The organism is Ureibacillus chungkukjangi (genome assembly GCF_044795995.1).
GTDB lineage: Bacteria > Bacillota > Bacilli > Bacillales_A > Planococcaceae > Ureibacillus > Ureibacillus chungkukjangi.
This window is the reverse complement of the sequence record NZ_CP085009.1, coordinates 2987850-3012777: the sequence shown is the minus strand read 5'-3', so window position 1 is coordinate 3012777 and position 24928 is coordinate 2987850. Positions and strand designations below refer to the sequence as shown.

29 protein-coding genes and 1 pseudogene are annotated in these 24928 nt (G+C 35.2%); 22 read left to right on the top strand and 8 right to left on the bottom strand.

Annotated features, from left to right (window positions below; all coding sequences use genetic code 11):
• The first annotated feature begins 161 nt into the window (after nt 1-161).
• The 13 genes and pseudogenes from LG296_RS15010 (at nt 162) to LG296_RS14950 (ending at nt 11202) form a co-directional block, all read left to right on the top strand.
• A complete protein-coding gene (locus LG296_RS15010) occupies nt 162-296 on the top strand; it encodes a GrpB family protein (RefSeq protein ID WP_404427133.1) in 135 nt (44 codons plus the stop codon).
• Entirely contained in the window at nt 293-685 is a 393-nt protein-coding gene (locus tag LG296_RS15005; protein WP_404427990.1) for a GrpB family protein, read from the top strand. The genes LG296_RS15010 and LG296_RS15005 overlap by 4 nt, the downstream gene beginning before the upstream one ends.
• Before the next feature lie 37 nt (nt 686-722).
• Nucleotides 723-1388 (top strand): hypothetical protein, encoded by a 666-nt coding sequence (locus LG296_RS15000; protein WP_404427132.1) that lies wholly within the window; start codon nt 723-725, stop codon nt 1386-1388.
• 141 nt (nt 1389-1529) lie between these two features.
• The gene (locus LG296_RS14995) at nt 1530-1667 is read left to right on the top strand and encodes a hypothetical protein (protein ID WP_404427131.1); all 138 of its coding nucleotides are present in this window, start codon (nt 1530-1532) and stop codon (nt 1665-1667) included.
• A gap of 223 nt (nt 1668-1890) precedes the next feature.
• Nucleotides 1891-2844, top strand: a complete 954-nt coding sequence (locus LG296_RS14990) for a calcium/sodium antiporter (RefSeq protein ID WP_404427130.1) — start codon at nt 1891-1893, stop codon at nt 2842-2844.
• 707 nt (nt 2845-3551) lie between these two features.
• Nucleotides 3552-3803, top strand: coding sequence for a hypothetical protein (locus LG296_RS14985; protein WP_404427129.1), 252 nt, complete (start codon nt 3552-3554; stop codon nt 3801-3803).
• A 42-nt stretch (nt 3804-3845) separates the two neighbouring features.
• Nucleotides 3846-4996, top strand: a pseudogene (locus LG296_RS14980) (spore germination protein).
• 121 nt (nt 4997-5117) lie between these two features.
• Nucleotides 5118-6086: a GerAB/ArcD/ProY family transporter gene (locus LG296_RS14975; protein ID WP_404427989.1), complete on the top strand. Its 969-nt coding sequence runs from the start codon at nt 5118-5120 to the stop codon at nt 6084-6086.
• Nucleotides 6083-6907 carry a hypothetical protein gene (locus tag LG296_RS14970; protein WP_404427128.1) on the top strand — a complete coding sequence of 275 codons (825 nt, stop codon included), beginning with the start codon at nt 6083-6085 and terminating at the stop codon, nt 6905-6907. Before LG296_RS14975 ends, LG296_RS14970 begins: the two co-directional genes overlap by 4 nt.
• Complete coding sequence (locus LG296_RS14965; protein ID WP_404427127.1) at nt 6870-7121, top strand: Ger(x)C family spore germination C-terminal domain-containing protein; 252 nt, start codon at nt 6870-6872, stop codon at nt 7119-7121. Before LG296_RS14970 ends, LG296_RS14965 begins: the two co-directional genes overlap by 38 nt.
• A gap of 610 nt (nt 7122-7731) precedes the next feature.
• Nucleotides 7732-8625, top strand: coding sequence for an alpha/beta fold hydrolase (locus LG296_RS14960; protein WP_404427126.1), 894 nt, complete (start codon nt 7732-7734; stop codon nt 8623-8625).
• 283 nt (nt 8626-8908) lie between these two features.
• On the top strand, nt 8909-9364 hold the full coding sequence (locus LG296_RS14955; RefSeq protein ID WP_404427125.1) for a hypothetical protein: 456 nt from the start codon (nt 8909-8911) through the stop codon (nt 9362-9364).
• Nucleotides 9365-9900: 536 nt separating this feature from the next.
• On the top strand, nt 9901-11202 hold the full coding sequence (locus LG296_RS14950; RefSeq protein WP_404427124.1) for an NCS2 family permease: 1302 nt from the start codon (nt 9901-9903) through the stop codon (nt 11200-11202).
• A gap of 60 nt (nt 11203-11262) precedes the next feature.
• Here LG296_RS14950 and LG296_RS14945 read toward each other — a convergent pair.
• Nucleotides 11263-12593, bottom strand: a protein-coding gene (locus LG296_RS14945; protein ID WP_235867716.1) for an IS3 family transposase whose coding sequence is annotated in 2 segments (ribosomal slippage) — nt 11263-12212 and nt 12212-12593 — 1332 coding nt in all. Because the reading frame shifts where the segments join, the coding sequence is not laid out codon by codon here.
• Between the two features lie 406 nt (nt 12594-12999).
• On the opposite strand from LG296_RS14945, the gene LG296_RS14940 reads away from it, so the two are divergent.
• Entirely contained in the window at nt 13000-13473 is a 474-nt protein-coding gene (locus LG296_RS14940; protein WP_404427123.1) for a YtxH domain-containing protein, read from the top strand.
• Nucleotides 13474-13657: 184 nt separating this feature from the next.
• On the opposite strand, the gene LG296_RS14935 is transcribed toward LG296_RS14940, so the two are convergent.
• The gene (locus LG296_RS14935) at nt 13658-14134 is read right to left on the bottom strand and encodes a hypothetical protein (RefSeq protein ID WP_404427122.1); all 477 of its coding nucleotides are present in this window, start codon (nt 14132-14134) and stop codon (nt 13658-13660) included.
• Between the two features lie 357 nt (nt 14135-14491).
• Here LG296_RS14935 and LG296_RS14930 point away from each other — a divergent pair, with 357 nt between their 5' ends.
• From LG296_RS14930 to LG296_RS14915, 4 genes are all read left to right on the top strand, one after another.
• A complete protein-coding gene (locus LG296_RS14930) occupies nt 14492-14743 on the top strand; it encodes a hypothetical protein (protein ID WP_404427121.1) in 252 nt (83 codons plus the stop codon).
• A gap of 234 nt (nt 14744-14977) precedes the next feature.
• Nucleotides 14978-15139 carry a hypothetical protein gene (locus LG296_RS14925; RefSeq protein WP_404427120.1) on the top strand — a complete coding sequence of 54 codons (162 nt, stop codon included), beginning with the start codon at nt 14978-14980 and terminating at the stop codon, nt 15137-15139.
• A gap of 192 nt (nt 15140-15331) precedes the next feature.
• Nucleotides 15332-15697 carry a peptidylprolyl isomerase gene (locus tag LG296_RS14920; RefSeq protein WP_404427119.1) on the top strand — a complete coding sequence of 122 codons (366 nt, stop codon included), beginning with the start codon at nt 15332-15334 and terminating at the stop codon, nt 15695-15697.
• Between the two features lie 183 nt (nt 15698-15880).
• On the top strand, nt 15881-16402 hold the full coding sequence (locus tag LG296_RS14915) for a hypothetical protein (RefSeq protein ID WP_404427118.1): 522 nt from the start codon (nt 15881-15883) through the stop codon (nt 16400-16402).
• A gap of 430 nt (nt 16403-16832) precedes the next feature.
• Here the strand turns inward: LG296_RS14915 and LG296_RS14910 are convergent, their stop codons facing one another.
• Both LG296_RS14910 and LG296_RS14905 read right to left on the bottom strand, forming a co-directional pair.
• On the bottom strand, nt 16833-17318 hold the full coding sequence (locus tag LG296_RS14910; RefSeq protein WP_084078063.1) for a hypothetical protein: 486 nt from the start codon (nt 17316-17318) through the stop codon (nt 16833-16835).
• Between the two features lie 49 nt (nt 17319-17367).
• Entirely contained in the window at nt 17368-18789 is a 1422-nt protein-coding gene (locus tag LG296_RS14905) for an IS110 family transposase (RefSeq protein ID WP_036180360.1), read from the bottom strand.
• An 849-nt stretch (nt 18790-19638) separates the two neighbouring features.
• Here LG296_RS14905 and LG296_RS14900 point away from each other — a divergent pair.
• Together LG296_RS14900 and LG296_RS14895 are read left to right on the top strand one after the other, a co-directional pair.
• Nucleotides 19639-19824: a hypothetical protein gene (locus LG296_RS14900; RefSeq protein WP_404427117.1), complete on the top strand. Its 186-nt coding sequence runs from the start codon at nt 19639-19641 to the stop codon at nt 19822-19824.
• 261 nt (nt 19825-20085) lie between these two features.
• Nucleotides 20086-20538 carry a DUF4279 domain-containing protein gene (locus LG296_RS14895; RefSeq protein ID WP_404427116.1) on the top strand — a complete coding sequence of 151 codons (453 nt, stop codon included), beginning with the start codon at nt 20086-20088 and terminating at the stop codon, nt 20536-20538.
• 236 nt (nt 20539-20774) lie between these two features.
• Here the strand turns inward: LG296_RS14895 and LG296_RS14890 are convergent, their stop codons facing one another.
• A complete protein-coding gene (locus tag LG296_RS14890; RefSeq protein WP_404427115.1) occupies nt 20775-22238 on the bottom strand; it encodes a phospholipase D family protein in 1464 nt (487 codons plus the stop codon).
• Nucleotides 22239-22732: 494 nt separating this feature from the next.
• Between LG296_RS14890 and LG296_RS14885 the strand changes: the two genes are divergently transcribed.
• A complete protein-coding gene (locus tag LG296_RS14885; protein WP_404427114.1) occupies nt 22733-22855 on the top strand; it encodes a hypothetical protein in 123 nt (40 codons plus the stop codon).
• 156 nt (nt 22856-23011) lie between these two features.
• Here the strand turns inward: LG296_RS14885 and LG296_RS14880 are convergent, their stop codons facing one another.
• From LG296_RS14880 to LG296_RS14870, 3 genes are all read right to left on the bottom strand, one after another.
• A complete protein-coding gene (locus LG296_RS14880) occupies nt 23012-23476 on the bottom strand; it encodes a DMT family transporter (protein ID WP_404427113.1) in 465 nt (154 codons plus the stop codon).
• 13 nt (nt 23477-23489) lie between these two features.
• Nucleotides 23490-23918 carry a DMT family transporter gene (locus tag LG296_RS14875; protein WP_404427112.1) on the bottom strand — a complete coding sequence of 143 codons (429 nt, stop codon included), beginning with the start codon at nt 23916-23918 and terminating at the stop codon, nt 23490-23492.
• An 82-nt stretch (nt 23919-24000) separates the two neighbouring features.
• Nucleotides 24001-24315, bottom strand: a complete 315-nt coding sequence (locus LG296_RS14870) for an ArsR/SmtB family transcription factor (RefSeq protein WP_404427111.1) — start codon at nt 24313-24315, stop codon at nt 24001-24003.
• 240 nt (nt 24316-24555) lie between these two features.
• Here LG296_RS14870 and LG296_RS14865 point away from each other — a divergent pair, with 240 nt between their 5' ends.
• Nucleotides 24556-24816 (top strand): spore coat protein, encoded by a 261-nt coding sequence (locus LG296_RS14865; RefSeq protein ID WP_404427110.1) that lies wholly within the window; start codon nt 24556-24558, stop codon nt 24814-24816.
• Nucleotides 24817-24928 lie beyond the last annotated feature (112 nt).

Genomic DNA, 24928 nt, shown 5'->3' with positions numbered 1-24928 from the left:
TTTTTCAGTAATGGGGCAAGATTGTGGAATAACAATTTTACAGCATACTGGATATTGTGAATGTCTACTCTTAAACAATGGGGCAGGTTTTTGGAAGAAGGTTTTTCTTTAGCTTTATAGAATTAATTTAAATAGAATTATTTTTCATAGGTGGGACAAATATGACAGAATCAATAGTTAATCTTAATGATTATAATCCAGATTGGAAAAAGCTTTTTGAATATGAAAAAAAAATCCTTGCTGCTTTAGGTGATAAGGTTGTTGGAATTGAGCATATTGGAAGTACTTCTCTATAAAGGGTTTAAAAGCGAAACCAATAATTGACATTATTGTAGGCGTAAAAGATTTAGATGAAGTATTTTACTTAGCTAAACCCTTAAGCGACATAGAATATGAATATTTTCCTAAATTTGAGTTTAAGGATAGAAGGTTTTTTAGAAAGGGACTATGGGGACAAGGTACTTGTCATCTTCATATCTGTGAATTCAATAGCAGTGAGTGGGTTGAAAAATTATTATTTCGGGATTATCTTAGGTTACACACTAAAGTAGCCGAAGAGTATGCTTCTTTAAAAAAAGAACTTGCCTCTAAATATCAGTTCGATAGATCGACTTATACTAAGAAAAAAGAACCGTTTATAAAAACAATTATCGAAAAAGCTAAGAAGGAAATACATAATAATTAACATTTTCACTTAATTAAGTAAACTAGGGCTTAGTTAAGTGATTTTAGGCTTAGGACCTTATAATAGTTATTCAATTAAAGGCTGCGAGGGAGGACTTATGTTAATTCCAACTATAATTTTAGGATGGATAGGAATATTGATATTTTTAATTATTATTTTTACTTTTCAAAAGATGGTAAAAAATAACGAGTTTGCTTTTTTACATAAATTAATGGCATTGATGTATGCGATGTGGCTTCCTTTACCTTTGACTTTGTCACAATTATTAAATTCTGAACTTCTACAAGTAGGAACAGTATTTGGCATAGTTTATTTAATTATGTTGGTGATTACAATGGCACTTCAAACTGGCCATATTACATTCATGGTAAAACATAATGATGATAAATCTATTACTGAAAAAATTGGAGATTATATGATGGCAACATTATCTAATCCGTTTGAAGGATTAGCAAATGTTTTAAAAAGTATTTGGGCATTATTTTTAGGAATAACTTTCTGTAATAGTGGAGAAATATTCATGGGGATTATTATGTTTTTATTCAGTTTACAAATTTTTTATTATTTATTAATAGTGCTGAATACCAGTTTAGTGAAACGAATTAAATTTTTTTCAAAGGCAAAAGCCAATACTTTTGTAATTAACCTTGAAACATTATTTTTCTTCATAGTTTTGATAAGTTATATTACCTTTTATTTTTGAAGGAAGAAACAATCTCTATAAAGATTTGTAAGTAAAGTAAAAGGGACATTAGTTAAAGTAGAATTAAGTTATGGTAACTAACTAGTGCCAATCATGAAAATGATATATTCAACAACCTGGCGCTATTCTTGAAAAAGAATTGTGCCAGGTTTAGTTAAAGGGCCAGTGGAAATCGAAGTAAAAAAAAATGATGCTCATCAAATTTATCGAAAACGAGGGTTTGAAGGGAAATCAACAGGCTTTGTCAAAGTATTATCCGAAATGTTCATTTTAAAGTAACGGATGCGTTAATAAGGAAGCAGTGATATTGGAGGTCTATTATGAGGAAAAAACAAATTAGAGCAATAGTAGTGGGTATGAGCCAGCCAACATAATTGAATAAGTGTGCTTCCTTCTAGACGTAGTTTTACGTTATCTTTTTTAATTCCGTAATATTGGGGTATGTATTTATGGAAATTAGAAAAAATAGAAAAAACGCTGAATGAGATAGGGAGAATAACTAATGGCTTATATTTTATTAATTGTAGGCTTTGTATTGTTGGTAAAAGGAGCTGACCTCTTTGTTGACGGATCTTCCAATATTGCTAAACTGCTCCGGGTTCCGACTATTTTAATTGGGTTAACCATTGTGGCTTTTGGAACAAGTTCACCAGAAGCGACTGTCAGTATTATTGCAGCACTGGAAGGAAGTGCAGATGTTTCACTGGGTAACGTAGTTGGAAGCAATATTTTTAACATCACCCTTGTTGTAGGTGTGGCAGCTTTTTTATATCCTTTGAGAGTTGAAAGGGAGACCATTAGAAAAGAAATGCCATTTACATTACTCGCAAGTGTGGCATTGCTAATTCTTATGAGTGATATTGCATTGCAAGGATCAAATAGCAACCTGCTTACACGCAGTGATGGATTTATCTTTATATTGTTCTTGTCCATCTTTATGTACTATGTAATTGAGATTGGACTAAAAAGCCGGAAAGATACGCAAGACGAACCAGTTCTTGAGGACCTCAGATGGGGGAAAAATATATTAATTACAATATTAGGATTGGCTGCAATAATATTTGGAGGGAATCTGGTAGTAGATAACGGTACAGAAATTGCTTACTCTCTTGGTATGAGTGAAACATTGGTGGGGTTAACGATTATTGCAATTGGAACATCCCTTCCTGAACTCGTCACTTCCATCTCTGCTGCACTGAAAAAAGAAAGTGAAATCGCGCTTGGAAATATTGTCGGGAGTAATATTTTTAACATCTTATTTGTACTTGGTGCCTCGGCTTCTATTTCTCCATTAGCAGCAAATGATAAAATATTTATTGATGTCATACTTATGATTGTGCTGACCATTGTGTTATTGGTTTTCTCAAGAACCAGCTTCATGGTCGGAAAGTGGGAAGGCTTAGTGCTTATCGCCACCTACATTATTTACTTAGCGTATATTATATTACGGAATTAATGGAATTTCCGTTCTATCTTTATAGGCAAAGACCTGGAATGTGCAAGATTGTTGGCTTACTAGAAAAATATGGTCATATTAAAAACTACGTATAAGGGCTGAGATAGGAAAAATAGCTGGAAAGGCATTGTAAGCATACTTGCACAGAACTAAGTGCAAGTATGCTTTTTTTCTGATTTTCTAAATATGTTTGAATAAAGATATTGTATTTCTAAGATATTATCTTATTCAACAATTGACCATCAGTATCAGAACAAATATGGATACAACGCAAGGTAATAGGCAATTAATTCTTATTGTGAACTAACGGGAGCTTTACTTCGAGAATGGGTAAAGCCTTTTAGTGTTTAACTAAAGGGCAGCAATACTTAAAACCTAAAAAATAAAAAGCTCGCTCCAGAAGGAAAGGACGCATATTAAATGTTACAAAAGATATAATAAAAAGTTATTAATATGAACCGCCTATTCCCAAATTTTAGTTTTTCCATAATAACGAGGATGTAATTGTTCTATCTGGATAACTCCAGGTTTAGTCATATACTTGCTGAGCAGTCATTCCTATCAGCGAATCATACTTAGTAATCTCTATCTCTGTAGGTTTTGGAAGGTTTTCATTCATTGAAAATCAATAATTCCAGATGAATAACGTCAAAATGTTACGGAAAGAATAGCAGAAACTAGAGTGCTTGGATGGGGGGGAGGCTAGGATGGACGAACAGTTCACTCATGATCTACAAAACAATATCTGGATAATCCGGGGATATCTTTGCTTAACGGAAGATTTGATGGCGAAAGATTTTGTCTTTGATGATAAGAACTGTACCATACTATTCCTAGATTCGATGGTGAATAAGGAACAGCTTCAATCGTTCGTGATTGGCCCTATGCTAGAAGCAAAAACAGGGAAGATTGAACGTGTAGTTGGGAGTGCGGAGCTTAAGTCATTTTCAGCAGTTTAGGAAATCGGATCCAAGCTGCTTGAAGGCTGCTGTGCGATATTGATGGAAGATCAAGTTGTGGCTTGGGTTGTTTCAGTAGCTGAATCTACTTCTCGTTCCATAGAGATGCCGGTCAATGAGCGGAGCATTAAAGGTTCACATGATGGATTTGTAGAGAGCATCGGCACTAATGTATTACTACTTAGAAGAAGAGTGAAGAGCCCTCAAATGAAGGTCAAAACTTATACACTTGGCAGACTGTCGAATACGAAAATTAATATGATGTATATGGAAAATTTGGCCAATAAGGAAATGATAGAGGAAGTCGAACGAAGGCTCTCCTCGATTGACGTGGATCACTTGAAATCTTCTGGGGAAATCGAGGAGTTCATAGAGGACAATCCATATTCTCCGTTTCCGCAAATGTTGTATACCGAAAGGCCGGATCGTGCTGTTTCTTATTTGACAGAAGGGAAAGTTTTGATATTAGTGGACGGGGATCCAAGAGTCTTGATTATGCCCATTACGTTCTTTGCTTTTTATCAGTCGCCGGATGATTACAATAGCAGATGGCTTGTGGGGACTTTTTTCCGTTTGATTCGATTCTTGAGTTATATTATATCCATTAGTTTACCCGCTATTTATGTTGCCGTCGTCTCTTTTCATTCAGAAGTTCTTCCAATCGGCATTTTGTATACCATACGGGTCTCATTGGAAAACGTACCATTCCATCCATTTGTAGAGGCTTTTGCGATGCAGATCGTTTTGGAGTTGCTGAAGGAAGCTTCAATTCGTTTGCCGACTCCCATCGCACAGACCATCGGCATTGTGGGTGGGCTGGTCATTGGTACAGCTGTTGTTGAGGCCAGCTTTGTTTCCAATATCATGGTTGTTGTAATTGGTCTGACAGCTATTGCCTCATTTGTTGCTCCTGTTAATGAAATGGGCACGAGTGCCAGGCTTCTTGGTTTTCCTGTAATGGTTGCTGCAGCAGTGCTGGGCTTTTTTGGTATTTGATGGTAATTGTCATGCACTTATGTAAATTAGAAACATTTGGGACCCCTTACTTAGCTCCATTAGCCCCTTTAAAGAAAACAGACCTGAAAGACACAGTGGTCAGAATGCCTACATGGAAACTAGCTACTCGGCCTACTGATTCCCTACCCGCCTACAAGAAGCAGCAGTGGCGGACACGGGGGTGGAAAAATAAATGATGGAGAATCAAATCTCTATTACAAAGGTCCAGCTATTTTTGTATTGATTCAAACCCAGATTGGCATAGGACTCTTATCGCTGCCTAATGTGGTCCAGGAATCGGCAAAATGAGATGGATGGATTTCAATTATTATTGCGGGGTTGGTGATTCAATTCTTGCTGGTTGTCTATTCTAATCTTTTAAAGAGGTTTCCTAGTGATATGCTGACAGATATAACGAGGAAACTCCTTGGAAATATCATAGGAAGAACAGTGAATTATGTCGTTTACTTTTATTTCATATTGACGGGAAGCACGTTGACGATCTTAATGGTGAAAATCCTCAACGAGCAATTATTGCCCTTGACGCCTGGATGGGTACTGTCCTTGCTGGTTATTGCTTCTAGCGTCTATCTGGCAGTCAGCAATTTAAGAATCATTTCAAGGTTCTTTGTGCTGGCATCTTTCTGGATTGTGCTATTGGTCGGTATAACTCTTCTTGCTATATGGGGGACAAAAGAGCTTCAATTCATTCTTCCAATCGGGAGTGTAGGAGGTAAGGATATTTTGCTTGGCAGCAATAATGCCCTGCTTTCAATGCTTGGGTTTGAGGCGCTGCTATTCCTATTCCCATATGTAATAGGAAATAAGAAAGGCATGCTGAAAACCGTATCCTATGCCAATTTATTCGTAACAGGCTTTTACACTTTTGTCACCTTCCTTTGTCTAATCACATTCAGTCCCCAACAATTGCAGCAAATCAGGGAACCTGTCCTATTTCTGTTTAAGGGTCTAACTTATAGGATGGTTGATCGTTTGGATTTTATTTTTCTTTCGATCTGGATTATACCTATGACGACATCTATCATCATGTATTTGTTCCTTGCGAGCAAAAGCCTAGGTGGCGGGAAAAACTCTTATATAAAGACAGTTTTGGTCAATGGCATAATTGTATTTTGTATCTCGCTTATTCCCCATACGGATGAAATAACGGACACACTGACACAATTTGTTTCCTACCTCAGCTATGCCATTGTGATTGGATTGCCAAGTATTTTGCTTCTTCTTACATTTACTTACAAAAAACAAGGAAAAGGGGAAGGCGTTTGAAAAAGCGGCATTTGCTGATGTTACTTATGACAAATCTCATGTTGGCAGGCTGTTGGGATCAGCACCACCTCGTCAATAAAACATTTGTGAACGGGCTCAGTTATGATTTGACGGATGATGGAAAAGTTAAGGCGACAGTAAGAGCAGTGAATATAAAGGGGAAGGGCGGAGGACAATTTGATGTTCAGGATGAACTCCTATTCGCCGAGAAAAAAATGCAAGTTGGATTAGCGACCGAAATAAACAGCATGGTAGCAGGGGAAGTGGATTTCAGTCAGGCACATGTTATTCTGATTGGAGATGAAATGGCCAAGACAGGAATCAATCAATTGCTGGAACCTTATTATCGTGGGAAAGACGCCAATATTACGAAAAAGGTGGCTATCACAAAAGGGAAAGCAGAAACCGTATTGTCCACGGAAATAGAAAAAAGTCCGATTGCATTCTTTATTTTGCAGGCGATTGAGGGCGGAGAGTATGCCACCTACCTGCCAGATGAATCGATTACAACCATATGGACAAAACTCCTGACTCCAGGCAAAGATTTGATGCTGCCATATATGGAGCAAGTAACTCCAGAAAAGATCCGGATAGCTGGTGTTGCTCTATTACATGGTGATCAGTTTTCCGGAAAGACGCTATCGATCGAACAGAGCAGTTTATTGCTGCTATTAATGGACCAATTGAAAAAGACCAATCAAATGTCGCTCGTGTTGGACGAGTCGGAAAAAGAGTCCATCTCATTTTCTAAAAATAAAAGTAAAAAGAAAGTTGGACATAGAGGTGAATCAAAAAACAGGGAGTATCACGGCTTCTATTAGCTTGAATCTTCAAATTGCTGTGGACAGCTATCCATATCATCTCAAGAGTAATATCAATGAAAAAGAGCTGAATAAGAAAATATCCAAAGAACTAACGAGGCAGGCGAAAGAAATTGCCAATATTCTACTCGAAGCTAACTGTGATCCTTTTGGAATTGGACTTAGGTTGTCGACTACATATCCGGAACTATGGAGGAGAATGGATTGGAGTTAGGAGTTTAAAAAAGTAGCAATTATGCCTAATGTTGAAGTGGAGATTATTAAGACTGGCAGTATCTACTAATAGGAGAACAGGAAATACTAATACCTAAAATTTTGAATAGAATTGAGGTGGAAAATTGGTATTTTCGATGCGTTTAGTAATTGTGCTAACCCTGCTAAATTGTTTCCCAATGATAATTATGGCAAAAGAAATAAAGTATAACCAGATTGTGGAGGAAACTTAAACATATATATATAATACAATCGAGATCTTGAAGGATTACACTTAAGCTAACGCAGCAGGTAGTTGAACAAGAAATATCCTGTCTTACCATAGTTAAAAGAAGGAACTCTATCGAAGTATAAAATTTTACCAATTGATAAGAAGGGACTTAAACCATACTCATTTAAGAAAATCGCGTTTTCCTTTATAGGGCCTAACATCCTTATAGATGAAAATGATGCTTTTAATTGATAGATGAATCAGATAAAAATATCTTCCAAAAGGAGAAAACAATGTAAAGACCTAAGTAAGGGTAAGGGCTTAGCAGGATAACGCCTTTTTTTGTGGAACTAGTATAGAAAAAGTCCGAACAAATACAGAAGTAGAAGGGAAGAATGTTGTGCAAAAGTCAGTGCGGGAAACTAGGAAATATCACGAAAGATATATAGAAGTTTGTATTGATGATAGTGGTAGAGAATTAGAATATTCAATTATAGGATACGGAACACCAATTCTAGTATTCCATGGAGGACATTCTAATTGCAACGAAGAGTTTGGATACGGTGAATTATTGGAACAAGGCTATTCAATAATAACTCCTTCAAGAGCTGGATACGGTAAAACAAACCCACAACTTGGAAGGGATATCCAAACAGCCTGTCATGCTTATTTAACATTATTGAACCATTTAAATATCGAGCGTGTTCATGTCATTGCAATTTCGGCGGGTGGACCAAGTGGACTCTTTTTCGCAGCCCATTTCTCAGAACGTGTAAGAAGCCTTACTTTGCAATCGGCCGTATCGAAACAATGGCTCACATCAAAAGATATGGAATATAAAGCAGCTCAAATTCTGTTCCGGCCCTCTACGGAAAATTATACTTGGGGGATGATAAGACAATTAAGTAATCGTTTTCCCAAATTCATGTTTAAACAGATGGCCGCTTCCTTTAGTAAATTACCCTATACTCAAATAGTAACTAGGATTACTGATGACGATATTGAGATGTTTCGTCAAATGAATAATAGACAGCGCTCAGGGCATGGATTTATGATTGATTTATCACAAACAGGAGAAATTTCTGAAACTGATTTAAATTTAATTAAGTGTCCAACTCTAATATTACATAGTATAAATGATAGCGCTGCCCCTATTGAACATGCACACCATGCCCAAAATCATATCACAAATTCGAGACTTTGTATTCTTGAGAGTTGGGGGCACTTAATATGGCTCGGACAGGGTTCTGAAAAAATGTATGATGAATTAATAAACTTTCTGGTTAACTATTAGTTTCCTTATATTTTTATTAACAAACACATTTAGTAATAAATGATTTTAGAAAAAAATAATTATAGTTATTCTATTAAAGGGCGAGTTTCTTTAACAAGGAACTCGTCTTTTCTCATTAAATAGGATGATTATTGTTGAACAACAATACGGGATTGAGATTATGGGTTAGAAGAGATTAAGTATTTATGTACAAAGTATATAACCCGCATGCTGCAATAAAGGTAATTTATAATTAGATCATAATAGGGGTAAATTAACCAAAATAATTGTAAGAGGTGTTAATTTGAAACGCTTTGTTTTTGTGATTATTTTTATTGTCTCTTTATTAGTAATTTGTCCTTCATATTCAAAGGCAATAACTATGCCTTGTAGTATGGTTTTGAATCCGATAGATAAAGAACTTAAAAATGCAAAGGGAGTAGCTTTGGTTTATAAAGCGCAGTTACGTCCACCAAGTTTTGCACGTACAAACATAAGTATTCTTGGAGTACACCTTCCCGAACCATCTTATTATGGTGAATATGATAGCTATGAAGGATTTGCTTTTATACCAAATGAAATTAGTTGGAGATTCAGACTGTACCCATCCCCTGAAATAGAAAGTCCAACTTGGGCTGGAAGATTTGATGAAATTACAGCTGAAATGGATAATGTAGAAATACAGGTACGTCTGTCTAATTCAAAAACTGAAAAATTAGGACCGAGCATATTAAAGAATAAAATCAAATATTGTAAATAGCTATCCTGATAATGGAGATCTAGTTAATCAAGTGCAAAACAATATTCAACAAAAGGTCAACCAGAAAAATCTGGTTGACCTTATAATCCAAACGGGCGCGATTCTTCAATAAGAAGATCGCGTTTTTCCGTTATAGGGCCATTTTCTTGAAGAACGATTTTTTATTATGTAATCTTGGCTACTAACTTTTCATTTTTAAAATGTAAATTTTCATTATCCTCTAAAGTATATAAATTGGTATTCGGTTGATGAATTACCCCCAATTATCGATCGCAAGGCGTCTAACTACGTCATTGTAATGTGGACATAAGCTACCTCTTAACAATCCAATCCCTTATATTCTTCGTATTCTGTTTCATTCTTACGTTTCGTTGGTTGATTAATCACATGACTAACTCCTCATATTCTAAATATTCTTGTTATAACAACTTTTTGTATGAGACGAAAATTTACGTAAAAGCACTTGCATTAAAATTGAAAACCGAATATTATTAATTTCGTTGTTTTAAATGTTCGTATTTAGGAGGTTGAACTTTTTGTTTCGACTAAAAGAAAATAATACTACTGTAAAGACTGAAATTTTAGCAGGTTTAACGACTTTCTGTACAATGGTATACGTTGTAATCGTTAACCCTTCAATTCTATCTATTGCTGGTGTGCCTAGTGAACAAGTATTTACAGCGACAATTATCGCTGCTGTATTTGGTACGTTATGGTTAGCACTATTTGCAAATTATCCAATCGCAATGGCTCCTGGTATGGGTCTGAACGCATTCTTTACGTTCACGGTTGTCCAAGCTTCTAAAGGTGGAATTGACTATATGACAGCATTTTCTGCTGTATTCGTAGCCGGTATTCTTTTCTTCATTATTAGCTTAACGCCTTTACGACAAATGCTCGTAAAAGCAATTCCAAATAACTTGAAATTAGCCATTACGGCTGGTATCGGTTTATTCATCGCTTTCATTGGTATGCGTTCGGCAGGCTTAGTGACAGGTGACGAATCAAACTTAGTAAAATTAGGCGATTTATCAAGCCCTATGGTTTGGTTAACGATCGTAGGTGTTCTTGTTACTGCTATTTTAATGATGTACCGTGCATTCGGTGCAATTTTCTGGGGTATGATTGTTACAGCAATAATCGCTGCAATTACTGGTAACTTAACATTTACTGGTGTTGTTGCTATGCCAGCATTACCAGAAGGTATTTTAGTATGGAATCCAATTGAAGCATTTGGCGATGTAATTAAATACGGCTTATACGGGACAGTATTCTCGTTCATTTTAGTTACATTATTCGACACGACAGGTACAATGGTCGGCGTTGCCAAACAAGCTGGTATTTTAAAGGATGATAAATTACCACGAGCACGTCAGGCATTCCTTGGGGACTCATTATCAACAACAATCGGTTCAATGTTTGGTACAAGCCCAACAACAGCTTACGTAGAATCTTCTTCTGGCGTAGCAATGGGTGGACGTACTGGTTTAACATCGTTAACAGTTGCAGTACTATTTTTAATTACTGCATTCTTCTCACCATTAGCTGGAGCGTTAGCAAGTGTTTCTGCCATTACTTCACCTGCATTAATTATCGTAGGTAGTTTAATGATTGGTGCTGTTCGCGGTATCGAATGGGATAAAGTTGAAGAAGCAATCCCAGCATTTTTAGTTATTTTAATCATGCCATTAACATCTAGTATTTCAACTGGTATCGCATTCGGGTTTATTTCATACCCATTATTTAAGTTATTCAAAGGTGAAGGTAAAGATGTTCACCCATTACTTTACTTCTTCGCGATTTTATTCATTATCCAGTTAGTATTTATGCCTCACTAAAAACTTCGAGCCTCTCGTATATAAAGTGTACCCTTTGTAAAGGACATTTTGAAAAAGAGCCTAGGCAACTTGTTGAAGCTGCTGTCTGTATTTTGCAGGCGGCAGCTTTTTTAAATTCCATTGCCCACGATAATGATTGTAATAGGTCATGTAACTTTTGATTTCACGTTTTACTTCTTCAAGCGTTTCACAATTGCTAAAGTTTGTTTCATCTTTTAAATGCCCAAAGAATGATTCTTGAGGCGCATTATCCCAACAGTTTCCTCGCCGTGACATAGACTGACCTAAACCCATTTTCTTCACCAATGCCTGGTAAATCGGGCTTGTATAATGGAAACCCTGATCGGAATGGATAAAGGCATCTTCTGCTAAATGCGAATGTTTTTTTAATTTCTTCAACGTATTCAGAGCGATGTCCAAGTGTAAAGAAGATGACACTTCATAAGCTAGAATTTCGTTCGTTTCAGCGTCCTTAATCGTTGATAAATATGCACGTTTGCCGTTTCGATATGGCAAATATGTGATGTCTGTCAATAACACTTTACCCACTATACCTTGTTTAAATTTGCGTTTTAATTCGTTCGCATAAATGCGGTGTTCTTTCGTCGCTTTGACCATTCTTCGATAAGGATTTGCCTTGCGAATTGGACAGATGATGTTAAATTTCTTCATAATGCGGCGAATCCGCTTTAAGTTATAGGTGATGCTATATTGGCTTTGAAGCGTCATTTTAATTTGGCGTGCTCCCTTTTTACGTCCTCGGAAATGATACGCCTTTAAAATGATGTCTTTCACCACTTCATCTGCTTCATCTTGTTTGGCGCGATTTTGCGCTGATTTTTCATCAAAATGATGATAGAACCCTGAACGAGACACACCCATTACCTTACATAGATAGCTCACCATACGCTTTAGTTTATACTTTTGAAGCGTCTGGTGGATTAATTCAAATTTTAGTTTCGTTTCGATTGTAATTTCTTCTTCAACATCTGCCTTTCGAGTAGATCGAGCTTTTTTAGTAGTTCATTTTCTGCACGTAATAACTGGTTTTTCGCTTCTAAACGGGCGATTTTTTCTTCTGGGGTTAATTTCCGTTCAGAAGGTCGGCCGGAATTCATTTTACGAGTATCTTGTAAACCTACAATGCCAGAATTACGATAGGCTGCACGCCAGCGTTTCCCCGCTGTTTTAATACGATCCATTCCAATTAAGTCCACACTTAAGCCAGCTTCCTCGAAGATATCTCTAGGTAGCTTCCCCTGTTCATTTTCTGCAATAAAATGACGTTTGAATTCGTCGGTATAGGTAATCGCTTTCTCGCTGACTGACTTTACATAAGGGTTTCTTTTTAGCAGTTCTTGTTCTTTTTTCGTTAATAATCTTTTCGTCATTCTAATTCCGCTCCAACATCTTTTTTCTCATTATAAACAAAAGTACCCTACAAGAAGGACTTTTTTTAAAGTGTCCATCTTATAGGGTACATTTTAATAAAGCGAGAGGCTTTTTTATGTGTGCCAGGCAGGCAACTATCTAGGTGGTGAAAGTCCACTGAAGGTACACATCAACCAACCACTAAGGAAGCGTGGAATATAATCTTGGCTCGACGAACAGAAACTCTAATTTTACTAATCACTGCAGCTAGAGAAAAAAAGTCGTCATGGTTTTTCTTTCTTTCGTGGAGAACTGTTGAATAGCTGATAAAAAAAGAATTTGCTCAAATTGTTTAAAGGAAAGTAATATCGGGCACCTAAGGAGTAAAATAACAAAATCAGAAAACATAAAGGAGGAATAATATTTATGACACAAGCTGCTACTTATAACAATGTATCGACAACTATCCAAAACGAGAAAAATGGAAAGCTTATAAAGGGTATGATGATAGGGGCTGTTATTGGTGGAGCTCTTACAATGCTTGATTCAAACACAAGAAACAAAATAACTGCCACAACAAAAAACATGAAGGATTCGACAATAGATATGTACAGCCAAGTCAAAAACAATCCTTCTGAAGTGAAGGACGACTTACAAGAGCGATTGAAATCCGCCTCTACCGTACTGAAAGAAGCAATCAGGGATGCTCAAAATCTCTATGAAAAAGTGAACGAAAACATTCTTTTCCCGGTAAGTGTGTTAAAGGAAGAGTCAAGTGATATTCTTTCCAGTGCCAAGGAAGTCACGACTGATATAAAGGAAATCGGGGGAAAAGTCAAAGAAGCTGGCGAAGAAGTAATAGATGGTAGTAATGGGCAAAGCAACGGAGCTTATAATTAGAATTCTTCGATTCAAAGACTTATGATAGGGGTCATATCAATTCTACGTTTATAGGAACCTTGCAAAATGATTTAGATAATAAAAAAATGGCACATCTTGTACCTGAGAGATGTGCCATTTTGCATTTTTTTCATATCGATATCCGTTTCTCATCAAGCCTGGAAGTTGAAGAAAAAGTAATTTTTTACCCTATTTTATTATGAAGAATTTCAATTTTATTATAGAAACCTTCAATTGCTTCAGGAGGATATTCTGTATAGACTCCCATAGCATCCATTATTAGTTTACATTCTTCCAACAACGCTGTAAGTAGGGTGGATTTAGGGAAAATATACGATGTATCATTTTGTGTAAGACGAATTGACTCTGAATTGATAGCTTCAAATTTTAATAGTGTAGGGAACTCCCATTCTCCCATCCCATCTTCCAGTGTTTCCTCAATAATTTGCAATATAATGAACCAATATTGAGGACAACTTTCAAGTGAGCCTTCGAAGATTAGATTCGCATCTCCATCATAAATTCCAATATAACAGTAAAGTGAACCTTTAAAGTTCGAATTTTCTTTGAAGGAAAATGTTTTTGCCGTGATATATTTTTCTACTTTGCTATTTTCTAAAGTATACTTAGGATTAAGAATGAATGTTTCAACTTTCAGCATTAGTCAATCTCCTTATTAAGGGGCTCTGCTAGGATGTATCTGAGTTATTGCAATAAAAGCTTTATCTATGCCCACATGGTACACAATACCATTATATGCATATGCTACTTGTACAAAATTCTTTTGTGAAGTAATTATTGTATTTATATTTATAAATAGCTTGAGAGACTGCATTAATATTTATTGTTGTAGTGACTTGGACTATTTTTTCCCATCCACGTTCACATATATTTCGTGATAAATATAGTCATTCGCAGAAATCTTATACTTCTTTTCATATTTATTCTCGATAATTATGTGCAATCTGATTCTTCTTGATTTTCTCCAATTGGTTCTACTTTTTATAGGGGGTATGGTATGAAGATTCTTAAACAATTTTCTTTTTGGTTACCATTATTCAGCATTTTTATTATTGTTTATGAGTTGGTATTTCAACCAGTAAAGCATTCTTGGGCTGCGATTGACCCAATATTTTCATTTTTATTTGCCCTTTTACTTCCTTTATTACCGGATAATCCGAGTATATTTTATGCTTTAGCTTTACATTTTTTATTAGCAGTTTGCTACGGTATTATTTTAGATAGGTGGTTAATACCGAAGATTATGTAGGTTCAAAGCTGAGACTGAAATTATTACAATTAAGATTGGTAGTATTTCAACCACAGAAAATTTCTTCTAAGGAATTATTTTATCACTTATTTGATTAGAAAATTTTATATTACAGAATATATCCAAAAAAGGGAACTAAATTGACTTTGCATTAGCCTCCACAATCGGGTAATTCTTGATAAGTAACTTCTTAAACAAAAGGGTCATAATATTGAAGGAACAAGGTGATATATTTTGAAGTTTATAGTCGGCATGTTTATCCTCGGTGGAGTTGCAGGGCTACTGTTTTCGTACATAGCTGGAAACTATTCTAAATTAACAGCTCTAATTATATTAGGTATCCTAGTGATACTAACGGCAAGTCTATCTTTCTATAAGAAAAATAAAGTTAATTAAAGATAAAGAGCGGGTTTTTCTTCAATAATCTGGGGCGATTCTTCAATAAGAAGATCGCTTTTTTTCGTTTTAGGGCCAGATTGTTGAGGAATTAATAATGGACAATTTGTAACTTTTATAGGAAAATTTATACAATAATGAAATTCGTAATTGTTTAACGTATTGCAGTAAAAGGTGAAAGGAGGGGATATATTGAGGGAATTTTTTCTCACGTTAATTTTTGTAGTTGCGATATTATCTGCATGTAGTTCATCAACTGTGAGTATGAGTGAAGTTGAAAATGTACCTAATAAAGTGCAGACTATAATTGATCCTAATTTAGAGCTTCAATTAATCAATGATGGAGAAAAAGAATCATATATAATTTTTCATTCAAGCGGGGATGTAGAATTTGATTTTACAACTCAAGATAATACGGTAACTATTAATTTTAATGAGAATCAGAATGATGTTGAAGAGCAAAATACTTATTATTTAACAACAGATTCAGAATACGGATCAATAGAAGTTTTAGTAAATGGAGAAAGAAGGCCTTTTGATAACGTGACAGGTATATAAGTAACTCAAATAATAATTAAATAATCCTCAACAATTGGGTGCAATTCTTGAAAAAGAATTGTGCCTTCACTTTATTAACAACAAAATAACTAAATTTAATTAAAGTAACAGTATCTTTAATAATAAAAACTATTAATAATAAATTATTATTTTCTCATAATATTTAATGAGGTGAAGGATGTTATGAAAAATAGGCTTTTATTACTTTTGGTATTTTTATTTTCTTCTATCACTTTAACCCCATCAGCCTATGCAAACAAGGATAAATTTGATAGAAACTTTTCAAAGTTAGGATACAAAGAAGTTGAAGAAGCTGTTGCTGAAAGTAAACAGCATTTTAAAAAAGAGATTGCTTTGCCTAAAGAAATTCCAATCCCCTTTACACATATTCTTGCTAGGTTCTCTAATCCAGAAGGTGATTGGAATGATAAGCTGGAAGTTCGATATGTACATGAAAAAACAGAAGGTGATGATTATAAAATTGAGGTGCGACATATCGATTATAAACTGCCAATAAGAGAAGAAATGATTGATGAGGAATTAAAGTTAAATAATGGTACAAGTGCGATTTACAGCACTATTATGTATAAAAAACGTAACAATCTTGTATTTGAGATGAATGGATGGCAGTACATCCTTTCGATGGATGAAGATGTTTCTGATAAAGCATCAGAAATATTGTTAAAGGTTGCAAATTCTATTTAGTAGCTGGTTATAAGAAATCGAGAATTAGATAAGTTACTCAACTATCTGGCCAGTTTCTTGAGGAACACACAAGAATTAATTTGGATATTTATGTTAAAATATAAAAAGAATAATGACAGGATTCCCCATTAAATAAAACGGTACAAGGAGCGATAGAAATACTAAAATTTATAAATGATTTTAATGGAGCTATATTTGATATTGTTAAAAGTGTTTGTTATTTTATGGCTGGCTTATTAATCGTTGGAGCTCCACTTTTCTTTCTTGCAAAGTTCTTTGAATGGATTTTCTAAATTAGGCCAGTTATTCAATGTAGTGTAGTGCTTTAATTTAAAAATTTTTAATTGGATACAGAGTAAAATCCCTGCTTTCAATATAAAAGTAGGGATTTTTGGCGTTTTAATAGACTTAGGATATGTGAAAACCTTCGTTAGTTAAATATCACAGTATCATTAAATGGAATTCCAAGATATTTATATTTTATATGAACCTTATTTACTTCCTCGTTGTGAATTACACTAATTCCATAGATTTCATCATTTTTTGTTGCAGCTCCATTATCTAATTTTTCAAAGTTAGAAGATGGTGAAGTTCCTGTTTTCAAGGCTACCTTATCTATATCTGTAAAACCATATTTTTTCGCTTCCACACTGGTATCATCATTCGTTAAGGTAAAACCTTGCAACGCATTACTCACTTGTATCTTTGTTTCCATAGGCTTTTCACTGTTATTCACAGATATATCTAATATATTTATTTCACTAAAGCCTTTATTACCAACACTAACAATAACTAATTTATCATCTTCACTTGATGCAAGTGTACCAATTTCCAATGGTGGATTAAATTTTATAAAGAAATAAACACCACCGATGGTTATTGCTAATACTAAAAATGATATCCAAAGTTTCTTCATTTAGTATTCCATCCTCATTTTGAATTTTTTATTAAACAAATCCGCTTCGTTAGCTTAATAATAAAGGTTCTTTTTCTTCTTTAGATTTAGTTAAGTCAGCCAAGTTAATGCCGCAAGCAGCTGCATGGACAACTGGATCGTATTTACCGTTATTTTTCAGAAGCGAATAAATTAAATTAGCCAATTTACCACACAAATGACCAATTGCTTTTTTCTTACTCATTCCTTCTTCAACCTTACGGTCATAATAGGCTTTAAACACGGTAGGATGAGGTTTACCATTAGCCAATATTATTAAGGCAATCTGATAAAGTACTCGACGAGCATCCCGAACCCCGCTGTTGGTTTGTTTAGTCCCTTTTACTGATGTACCAGATTGTGTATTTTCAGCCGAAACCCCTAAGTATTTCTTAAATTCTTTATATGTATTGAATCTTTCAATATCACCAATAACGCCTATTAATGTACAAGCTATATTTTCACTAACGAAGGGGAGGGATAGTAGAATTTCAGTATATGGGTGGGGTTGAATTCCTTTATCGGGTACTCCCCATAGAAGATCATGAATTTCCTGATCTATCAGTTTTAAACTTTCTTCAAGCCGTAAGGCTTCTTCAATAACCCACTTTTGGCGTCCTACAAGATGCTCAACAGGCACAGCGACAGTATTAGGCATCACTTCCGCTAAAATTTTAGCAGCCTTTTTGGCAACATTTTTAGCACCAGCTTTTGAAATAGCATTGTATAATTCATCTTCGCTAGTTTCTTTCATATGTAGTCCGGTAGGGTATTGTAGAACCAATTTCATTACTGAGATTGAACTTAATTTTTTAAAAGCTTTGTTTAAATCAGGGTGTGTGACTTTTAGTAATTGTTGTACTTGATTTTTTCTGCGAGTAAGTTGAACATTGAGATACCAACGATCTCTCATAACTGTTCTAAATAAGGATTGTAGTACTGTTTGTGGTCGTATAAAAGTTACACCTTGCATATTGGGGTGAAGTTGCTTATGCCATCCCATATATGACATTACCTTTGCATCCATTGAATCTGATTTCTCGCTTATTCCTAAACTTTTACGGAATTCCCCAACTGCTTTATTTTCTATTTGAAACAAATCATAACCTTCAATTAGTAACACTTGTTGGGCTAAATAAGAATAATGTCCACCCGTTGGTTCTAAGAGGATTAAGAAGTCGTCTTTATTTAAATTGAACTGTTCCTCTATTTGTTTAAGGGCGCTTAAAAATTCTGCGATTCCCACACTATCAGAGTTGAACTTCAGTGTCTTAGTGCGCTTCCAAGCTACTCCTTTAGGGTCTAAAAAAGCTTCATATCTTATACAAGAAGCAACATGGAAACTCGCTCCTATATCAATTCCAACATAGAACTGGTAAAACTTCCGTGATTCTTGTTCATTATTAACTTCAGTTTCATTTCCATAGCTAAATGGACTACTGGTGCTTTTCATTAATTTCCCTCCAATAAACTAACAGTATGACATATCTGACTATCCAAGTTTCTGTTAGAGCTTTAAGCCCAATGTAGCATGTCAGGATTATTTCGCCAGATATTAAATCTCATATTGAACTAAAGAGTCTTTATTCAAAGCTCCAAACAACGGTAGAGTTTCAACTGTTAAAATAATATTAGATTTATTTTGATTTCTATATAGTCTATTAAAAAATACGACATGTATTTTAATTTCCCTCCTAAAAAATAAAAAATCCTGTCGAAATTAACAGGATTTAAGCAGCTATATATAATTAGTATGTGCAGTGCCGTAAATAACATGGAGTGCCTCACGTCAATATTAGAGGTCTAGGAAACTAGCCCCAATCCAGTAAAGGTCGGAATCACCATAAAGGTCACTGCACACCTATATTTTACATGATTTTTTTGAATAAAAAAACAATGTCCCCAAACAATCGGCAGAGTTTCTCTTAAAGAGATCTCACGTTGAACACAAGGGTACATTGATGATTAAATTATATCTTAATTAACCTAATTAAAAAAGCTACCTACTAGCATGTAGTCTATTAAAATTACCGTTATAAATGTTAAAGCATTACAGAAACAATCGGACGCTTTCCTAGAGGTGGAAAGGGTCTTTCTTTATGAATAGGGCCAGATTGTTAACTATAACTTTGGATGATAATGGATAAATTTATAAAATGAGATACCGGTTTATTTATCATGCTCAATTATCTTTTTATATTATATAGATTACGCATGATGAATTAGGAAAAGTTTTGTAAGAATATTATTAAATAGGAGTTTTGAGAATCTTAATGGAGTTTATTATAAGGGGTGTGAAAATGTGAGAATTATTTATGGAATAGTAAGTATTATATTAATTATTGTAGGAGTTGTTTTTATAAATATTACAGTGGATAACGACAGTAGTAAAACACTAATGTACAAAGCTTTTGGGGTAATTAGTGCAGTAGGAGGAATTTATATTTTTAAAGATGTTGCTAAATTAGGTAGACAAAAAAATAGATAAAATATCTTTTATATAACGAAATAAAAATTTACTTGAAAGCAGTTTTTTCATAACAATATTCATATAACAGGGTTACTATTAGGTGCTATTACGATTTTAATTTACCTAGCTTATCTCAGCTTCATTACGTTCAATTTTTTAAATCAGCTAGCTGGGATAGTATTCAAATAGATTACCATAGGATTTAGTATGAAAGAATTTCACCGACTCTTTGAGCAATAATCATTTAAATACAATAATCAGTATAATGAAAATATAGTTTTGGAGGAAGGAATGGAAAAAACAACTTTATATGCATATATTAGTTTTATCGGAAGTGAAGATGTTGATGATTTTCCTATAGAGGTGATAAGCGAACGATTAGGTATAGAGCCAACAGAAACTTGGAGAATCGGTGATAAAGTAAACACTACTAATACTCGTGTTCGCTCATTTACCTGTTGGAAATACGGATCTGAAACATTAGAAACATTGGATTCACAAGATGTTTTACGACCAATTTTAGATGCTTTCAATTCTAAAATAGACACCATAAATCAATTAAAAAGAGAATTAAATTTACATGTACATATTGAAGTAGTTGTAACCATAATAGATGGTTATACACCAGGCTTAGTAATTTACCCTGAATTCAGTAGCTTTGCTGCTGCCATCGATGCTTATATTGATATTGATATGTATGTACATCCTTTTAATGAATCTGAAGAAGATTAAGTAGTTTGTAATATTAGTATGTTGTTACTTTTAAATCAAATAAACTTCCCATCAACCCAAATTTTTATAACATAGGCTTATATTGTATATCAATCTTCAACAGTCGAGCGTTTTGCTAGAACAGGAAAAGCTTTATTCAATTATAGGGCCAGATAATTAAGCATGTTTTAATGAAAAGATGTCCTAAATTAAATGGAGATGCCACATTCAAATAGGAGGCATCTCCTTTTTTTTCGTTAATAAGTGGTTATCTTGGCTACTTTTTGAGCCGTGTAAATCCAGCGCTGCCACCAGGAGAGGTTATCCTGATACTTTTTTGCATCAAGAGTGTAGAGGGCATCTTCATTCTTCCAAAGTCGTTCAAAATATCGTTCCATATCCAAGGCGAGCGCGCTATCATTTGGCGCGAGGATGCGTACATTATTTTCCAGGTTGTAATTCTCCAATGTTCGTTCCGTATAGTTGGCAGAACCACTTGAAATGATTGTTTGTTCCGCTGTTTGAATCCAGATGGCTTTTGTATGGTATTGGCCGACTACGGTATTGTACCAGCGAATGTTGATTTGTTCATTTGTATCCTCAAGCAGCTCGTTCACAACCGGTCGATTTGGCAGACCGGACTTTTTCTGGCCGAATGAGTTTTCATTTGGGTCTAGAATCATATTCACCTGCACACCCCGGTTTGCTGCATCTGTTAAAGTGTTGACAATGTCGCGCTGGGCAATAAAGTACATGCCAATCCAAACTTTATCTCCTGTTTTTGTCGCCTCTAGATCTTCAAGCAAGGCGTCCAAAATTTTCTTCTCGGTTAAATATTGTACAGCATACTGGCCGTCACCTTGCTGGGGTATATCAGCCCTCGGCAATTTCGGACCATCCGACATGAGCGATACCGCTTCTTCTGCCTCCAGAATATCGTTTATGACGGGTCCCGTTACTTTCAAACCAAGATTTCCGTGGAAGCCACTTGCATCATGCGGGTTTGATGATGTGATAATCGCTTCCTTTTCCGAAATGGCCGCTTTGCGGTGGTTGGCTTTCACGTTGAGCAGTTCCAAATAAGAAGATACGGTCATTTTTGGCGCTTTGCTTGACATGGCGTTGGAAATCCATCCTTTGTCGTCGTGGTCGAACCATTGAAAAATTAATCGGTATAAGCCTGAATAAATCGGCGTGGAATCCCGCAGCTGCTCTAAATCGGTGTAAACAATTTCTACCCCGGCTTCACGCATCTTCTTGAACCACGGAGTTTCATAGGAGCCATAGCCCTTATTGAGCGGATCGGTGATGAAAACAACTGGCATATCGGGATTGTTTTCCTTTTTCTCGGCAAGCTTATCAGAGAGGATTTTCGCGATTGGCGGGAAATCTTCTTTTTCATCGAAATACCCATCCATCAAAAAGAAGTCCACCACCACAAACTGTTCAGCTTCATCAATCAGTGCATAAACTTCATCAAAAATATGATTCTCATGTTTCCGATTGGTCCCTTCCTGGTCTTGCGCATAAGTTAAATCCGTTAACATTTCAATATTGTCCGTTCTGTGCAAGTCTCCTTCATAGGAAATGTCTTCCGGCAACGGTTTATATGTATGCCATAACATTTCTCCTATATATAGCAAAATCAAAAGAAGTATAAGAGCGCTTATAACTTTATTTCTACGACTCCAGCTGTTCCATTTCTTCTGAACTTTTTTCATTGAAATTCCTCCAATACTCTCGTACTTTTAATTCCCCTGAACAAGCAAAGTTAAACAGCGGTAGCTTGCATGGCGGCTGGTAATATTTAAGGAGATGCTAATGGCCCTAGTGTCTTTGGGAAATTCAATAGGTATGAGAAGGAGAATTGTATGCAAATCCTATTATTTCTCGAAGCGAGTATCATGGAGGAAAAGAAACTAAAAAAACAATAATTGTTTTCAGGAATTTTACTAATAATTATGGTGTAATTTAGCTAATTAATTAATATACACGTCATTATTCAACAATCGGGTACAATTCTTGAAGATGAGTTGTGCCATTTTCAGCAATAGGACCAGGTTTTTAAGGAAAGAAAACAAATATGTATATTATTACAGTGTTCTAGAAACTGAAAAGTGGATTAGAAGTTTCATATGAAGAAGATAAGATGGTTCGCGTTGTTACTTGTAATAGGAGTAGTGCTGACTAGTTGTGGAGGAAAATACGAATTCTCATGCCGTATATAGAAGAAAACGAGACACTACTAAAAAAAGCGTTAGGTGACTATGAGATAGTTAGTGAGGAGATGGAAGGATATCGGGACACTGAGGGTACTGGTGGCCAAATTGTTGAATAAGACCTTTCAAATAATTAATATATATCTGAAGGGAAGGGATGTACATAAAACGACGGGTGCAGTTTCCTCGAAATGATATTGGGAGTATATAAAAAAGTCCTTATATCTAATTAAAAACGCTGCAACCATGCAGCGTTTTTAACTTATATCAATATGCTATACTGTTGATTCTTCGCTCGAGTGTTTATTTCCTTTATAGATAAAATAAAGGGAAATCAACATAAATAGTAATGCAAAGGCACGTTTGATGTCTAATTCTATGATTAAACTATTAAACCATCCAAAATGATCAATAATTACACCAATTACAAGTTGCCCAGCGATTGCAGCAATTGTAGTTGCTATAACCCCAATTCTAGGAACTGTCATGACAGTCAACAGTAAATACATTGTGCCCAAGAATGCTGCACTTAATTGCCATTTCGGTACTCCTAGAAGGGCAAGAACATTTCCGCTGCCAAAAAATATGATGAAAATTGTAAGAAACATTGTTCCGGTTAGAAAGGTTAAAAGTGTTGTTTCAATTGTTCCGGCTTTTCGACTAAATGTACCATTGATAGATGATTGTGCGCTTAATGTTATACCGCCAATCAGTGTAAATAAAATCATGAATATCCCCATAAACTTAGACCTCCTAATTTATCAATATAAGTGCGATAATCATTGAAATAACCGCGAAAATTTTCTCTTTATTAATACTAGTTTTTTTACTGCCTAGCCATCCAAAATGTTCAATAACCATACTCATTACTAATTGTCCGATAATTACAGCAACCATTGTTATGCCCACACCAACGAAGGGGACACTTACAACAATGGAGGTTAAATAAACAACCCCCAAAACCCCACCAAGCAATGACCATTTCGGTGCTTCAAATGTATAAGAAAATTTTCCTTTTCCAAAAAATAGCCATAATAGCCCCATGATGATCGAGCCCATAAAGAAGTTATAAAAACTTGTCTCTATTTGCCCAACTGTTTTTCCTAATTCAGCATAGATCGCTCCTTCAAAACTAAGTGCTGCTCCAGCTAATAGTGCCAATATAAAAGATATAAAGCGCATAGATGAAATCTCCTCATTTGTATAATTATATATCTAGAAAAATCGATATAATGGTTGGTAAAAAAACAGAAATCAATAGAAATTAGATCTCTGTTTTAAAATAGTTCGCTAGCTGTTGAATAAACTCTTCATTACGTCTGTAGTAAGTCCATTGTCCATGACGAATTGATTCGAGTAGACCAGCTTTTTGCATCATGTTTAAGTAGCTGGAAACCGTGGATTGAGACACTTTGGCTTTTTCTTGGATATCCCCAACACATACTCCGCCCTTGTAACTTACCTCCTTTGGCAGGTGAGCGCCTTGTTTCGGGAAATGTGTCTCTGGCTCCTTTAACCACTCTAGGATATTGAGTCTTGTTTCGTTAGATAACGCTTTGAATACATCAATAGGTTCCATGAGGGTAATTGTATATCTGGATTTCTCGATATGTCAAGGTGAAGGGAATAATTAACTGAACTAGAAGTTGAAGATTTACGTAGTTTAATTGGTGGACATGGAAACGTCGCAAAAAAATTAGAAGCGTATGCTGTAAGTTGCATGGATTCCGAGTTAAAAGAAATTATTGAAAGAGATGTACAAGCAGCAAAACAAGCTCAACAGGATTTAATAACCTATTTAAACTAAGGAGGGTTACAAATGTTTCAAGATAAAGAAATGGTTAATGATTATCTAGCTGGATTAAATGCAAGCTTAACTGGATATGCGAATATCATTGCACAAACGAATAATGCTGAACTAAGGCAAACATTAATTCAATTGAGGAATCAAGATGAATCACGTCAACGAACATTGTATAGTTATGCCCTTCAAAAAGGACACTATAAACCTGCTGCACCAGCATCGGAAGAGGTCGTACTACAACTAAAAAACCAATTAATGACTGACATGCAAAACTAATGTTAAAAGAGGCTGGGACAGAAGTAGAGATTTCTTAGAATGCATAAAGAATCTATATTAAGAAATTGATACTTTATGAATTGATTGGAGTGAAGGGGCGACTCCTGGGGGA

Coding starts and splice junctions, on each gene's coding strand:
- LG296_RS14910 (WP_084078063.1), bottom strand. CDS start 17,318: ATGAAGAAACTTTGGATATCATTTTTAGTATTAGCAATAACCATCGGT.
- LG296_RS14930 (WP_404427121.1), top strand. CDS start 14,492: ATGAAGATTCTTAAACAATTTTCTTTTTGGTTACCATTATTCAGCATT.
- LG296_RS14905 (WP_036180360.1), bottom strand. CDS start 18,789: ATGAAAAGCACCAGTAGTCCATTTAGCTATGGAAATGAAACTGAAGTT.
- LG296_RS14870 (WP_404427111.1), bottom strand. CDS start 24,315: ATGGAACCTATTGATGTATTCAAAGCGTTATCTAACGAAACAAGACTC.
- LG296_RS14935 (WP_404427122.1), bottom strand. CDS start 14,134: ATGCTGAAAGTTGAAACATTCATTCTTAATCCTAAGTATACTTTAGAA.
- LG296_RS15010 (WP_404427133.1), top strand. CDS start 162: ATGACAGAATCAATAGTTAATCTTAATGATTATAATCCAGATTGGAAA.
- LG296_RS14890 (WP_404427115.1), bottom strand. CDS start 22,238: ATGAAAAAAGTTCAGAAGAAATGGAACAGCTGGAGTCGTAGAAATAAA.
- LG296_RS14885 (WP_404427114.1), top strand. CDS start 22,733: ATGCCGTATATAGAAGAAAACGAGACACTACTAAAAAAAGCGTTAGGT.
- LG296_RS14865 (WP_404427110.1), top strand. CDS start 24,556: ATGTTTCAAGATAAAGAAATGGTTAATGATTATCTAGCTGGATTAAAT.
- LG296_RS14985 (WP_404427129.1), top strand. CDS start 3,552: ATGGACGAACAGTTCACTCATGATCTACAAAACAATATCTGGATAATC.
- LG296_RS14990 (WP_404427130.1), top strand. CDS start 1,891: ATGGCTTATATTTTATTAATTGTAGGCTTTGTATTGTTGGTAAAAGGA.
- LG296_RS14875 (WP_404427112.1), bottom strand. CDS start 23,918: ATGCGCTTTATATCTTTTATATTGGCACTATTAGCTGGAGCAGCACTT.
- LG296_RS14880 (WP_404427113.1), bottom strand. CDS start 23,476: ATGGGGATATTCATGATTTTATTTACACTGATTGGCGGTATAACATTA.
- LG296_RS14940 (WP_404427123.1), top strand. CDS start 13,000: ATGACACAAGCTGCTACTTATAACAATGTATCGACAACTATCCAAAAC.
- LG296_RS14915 (WP_404427118.1), top strand. CDS start 15,881: ATGAAAAATAGGCTTTTATTACTTTTGGTATTTTTATTTTCTTCTATC.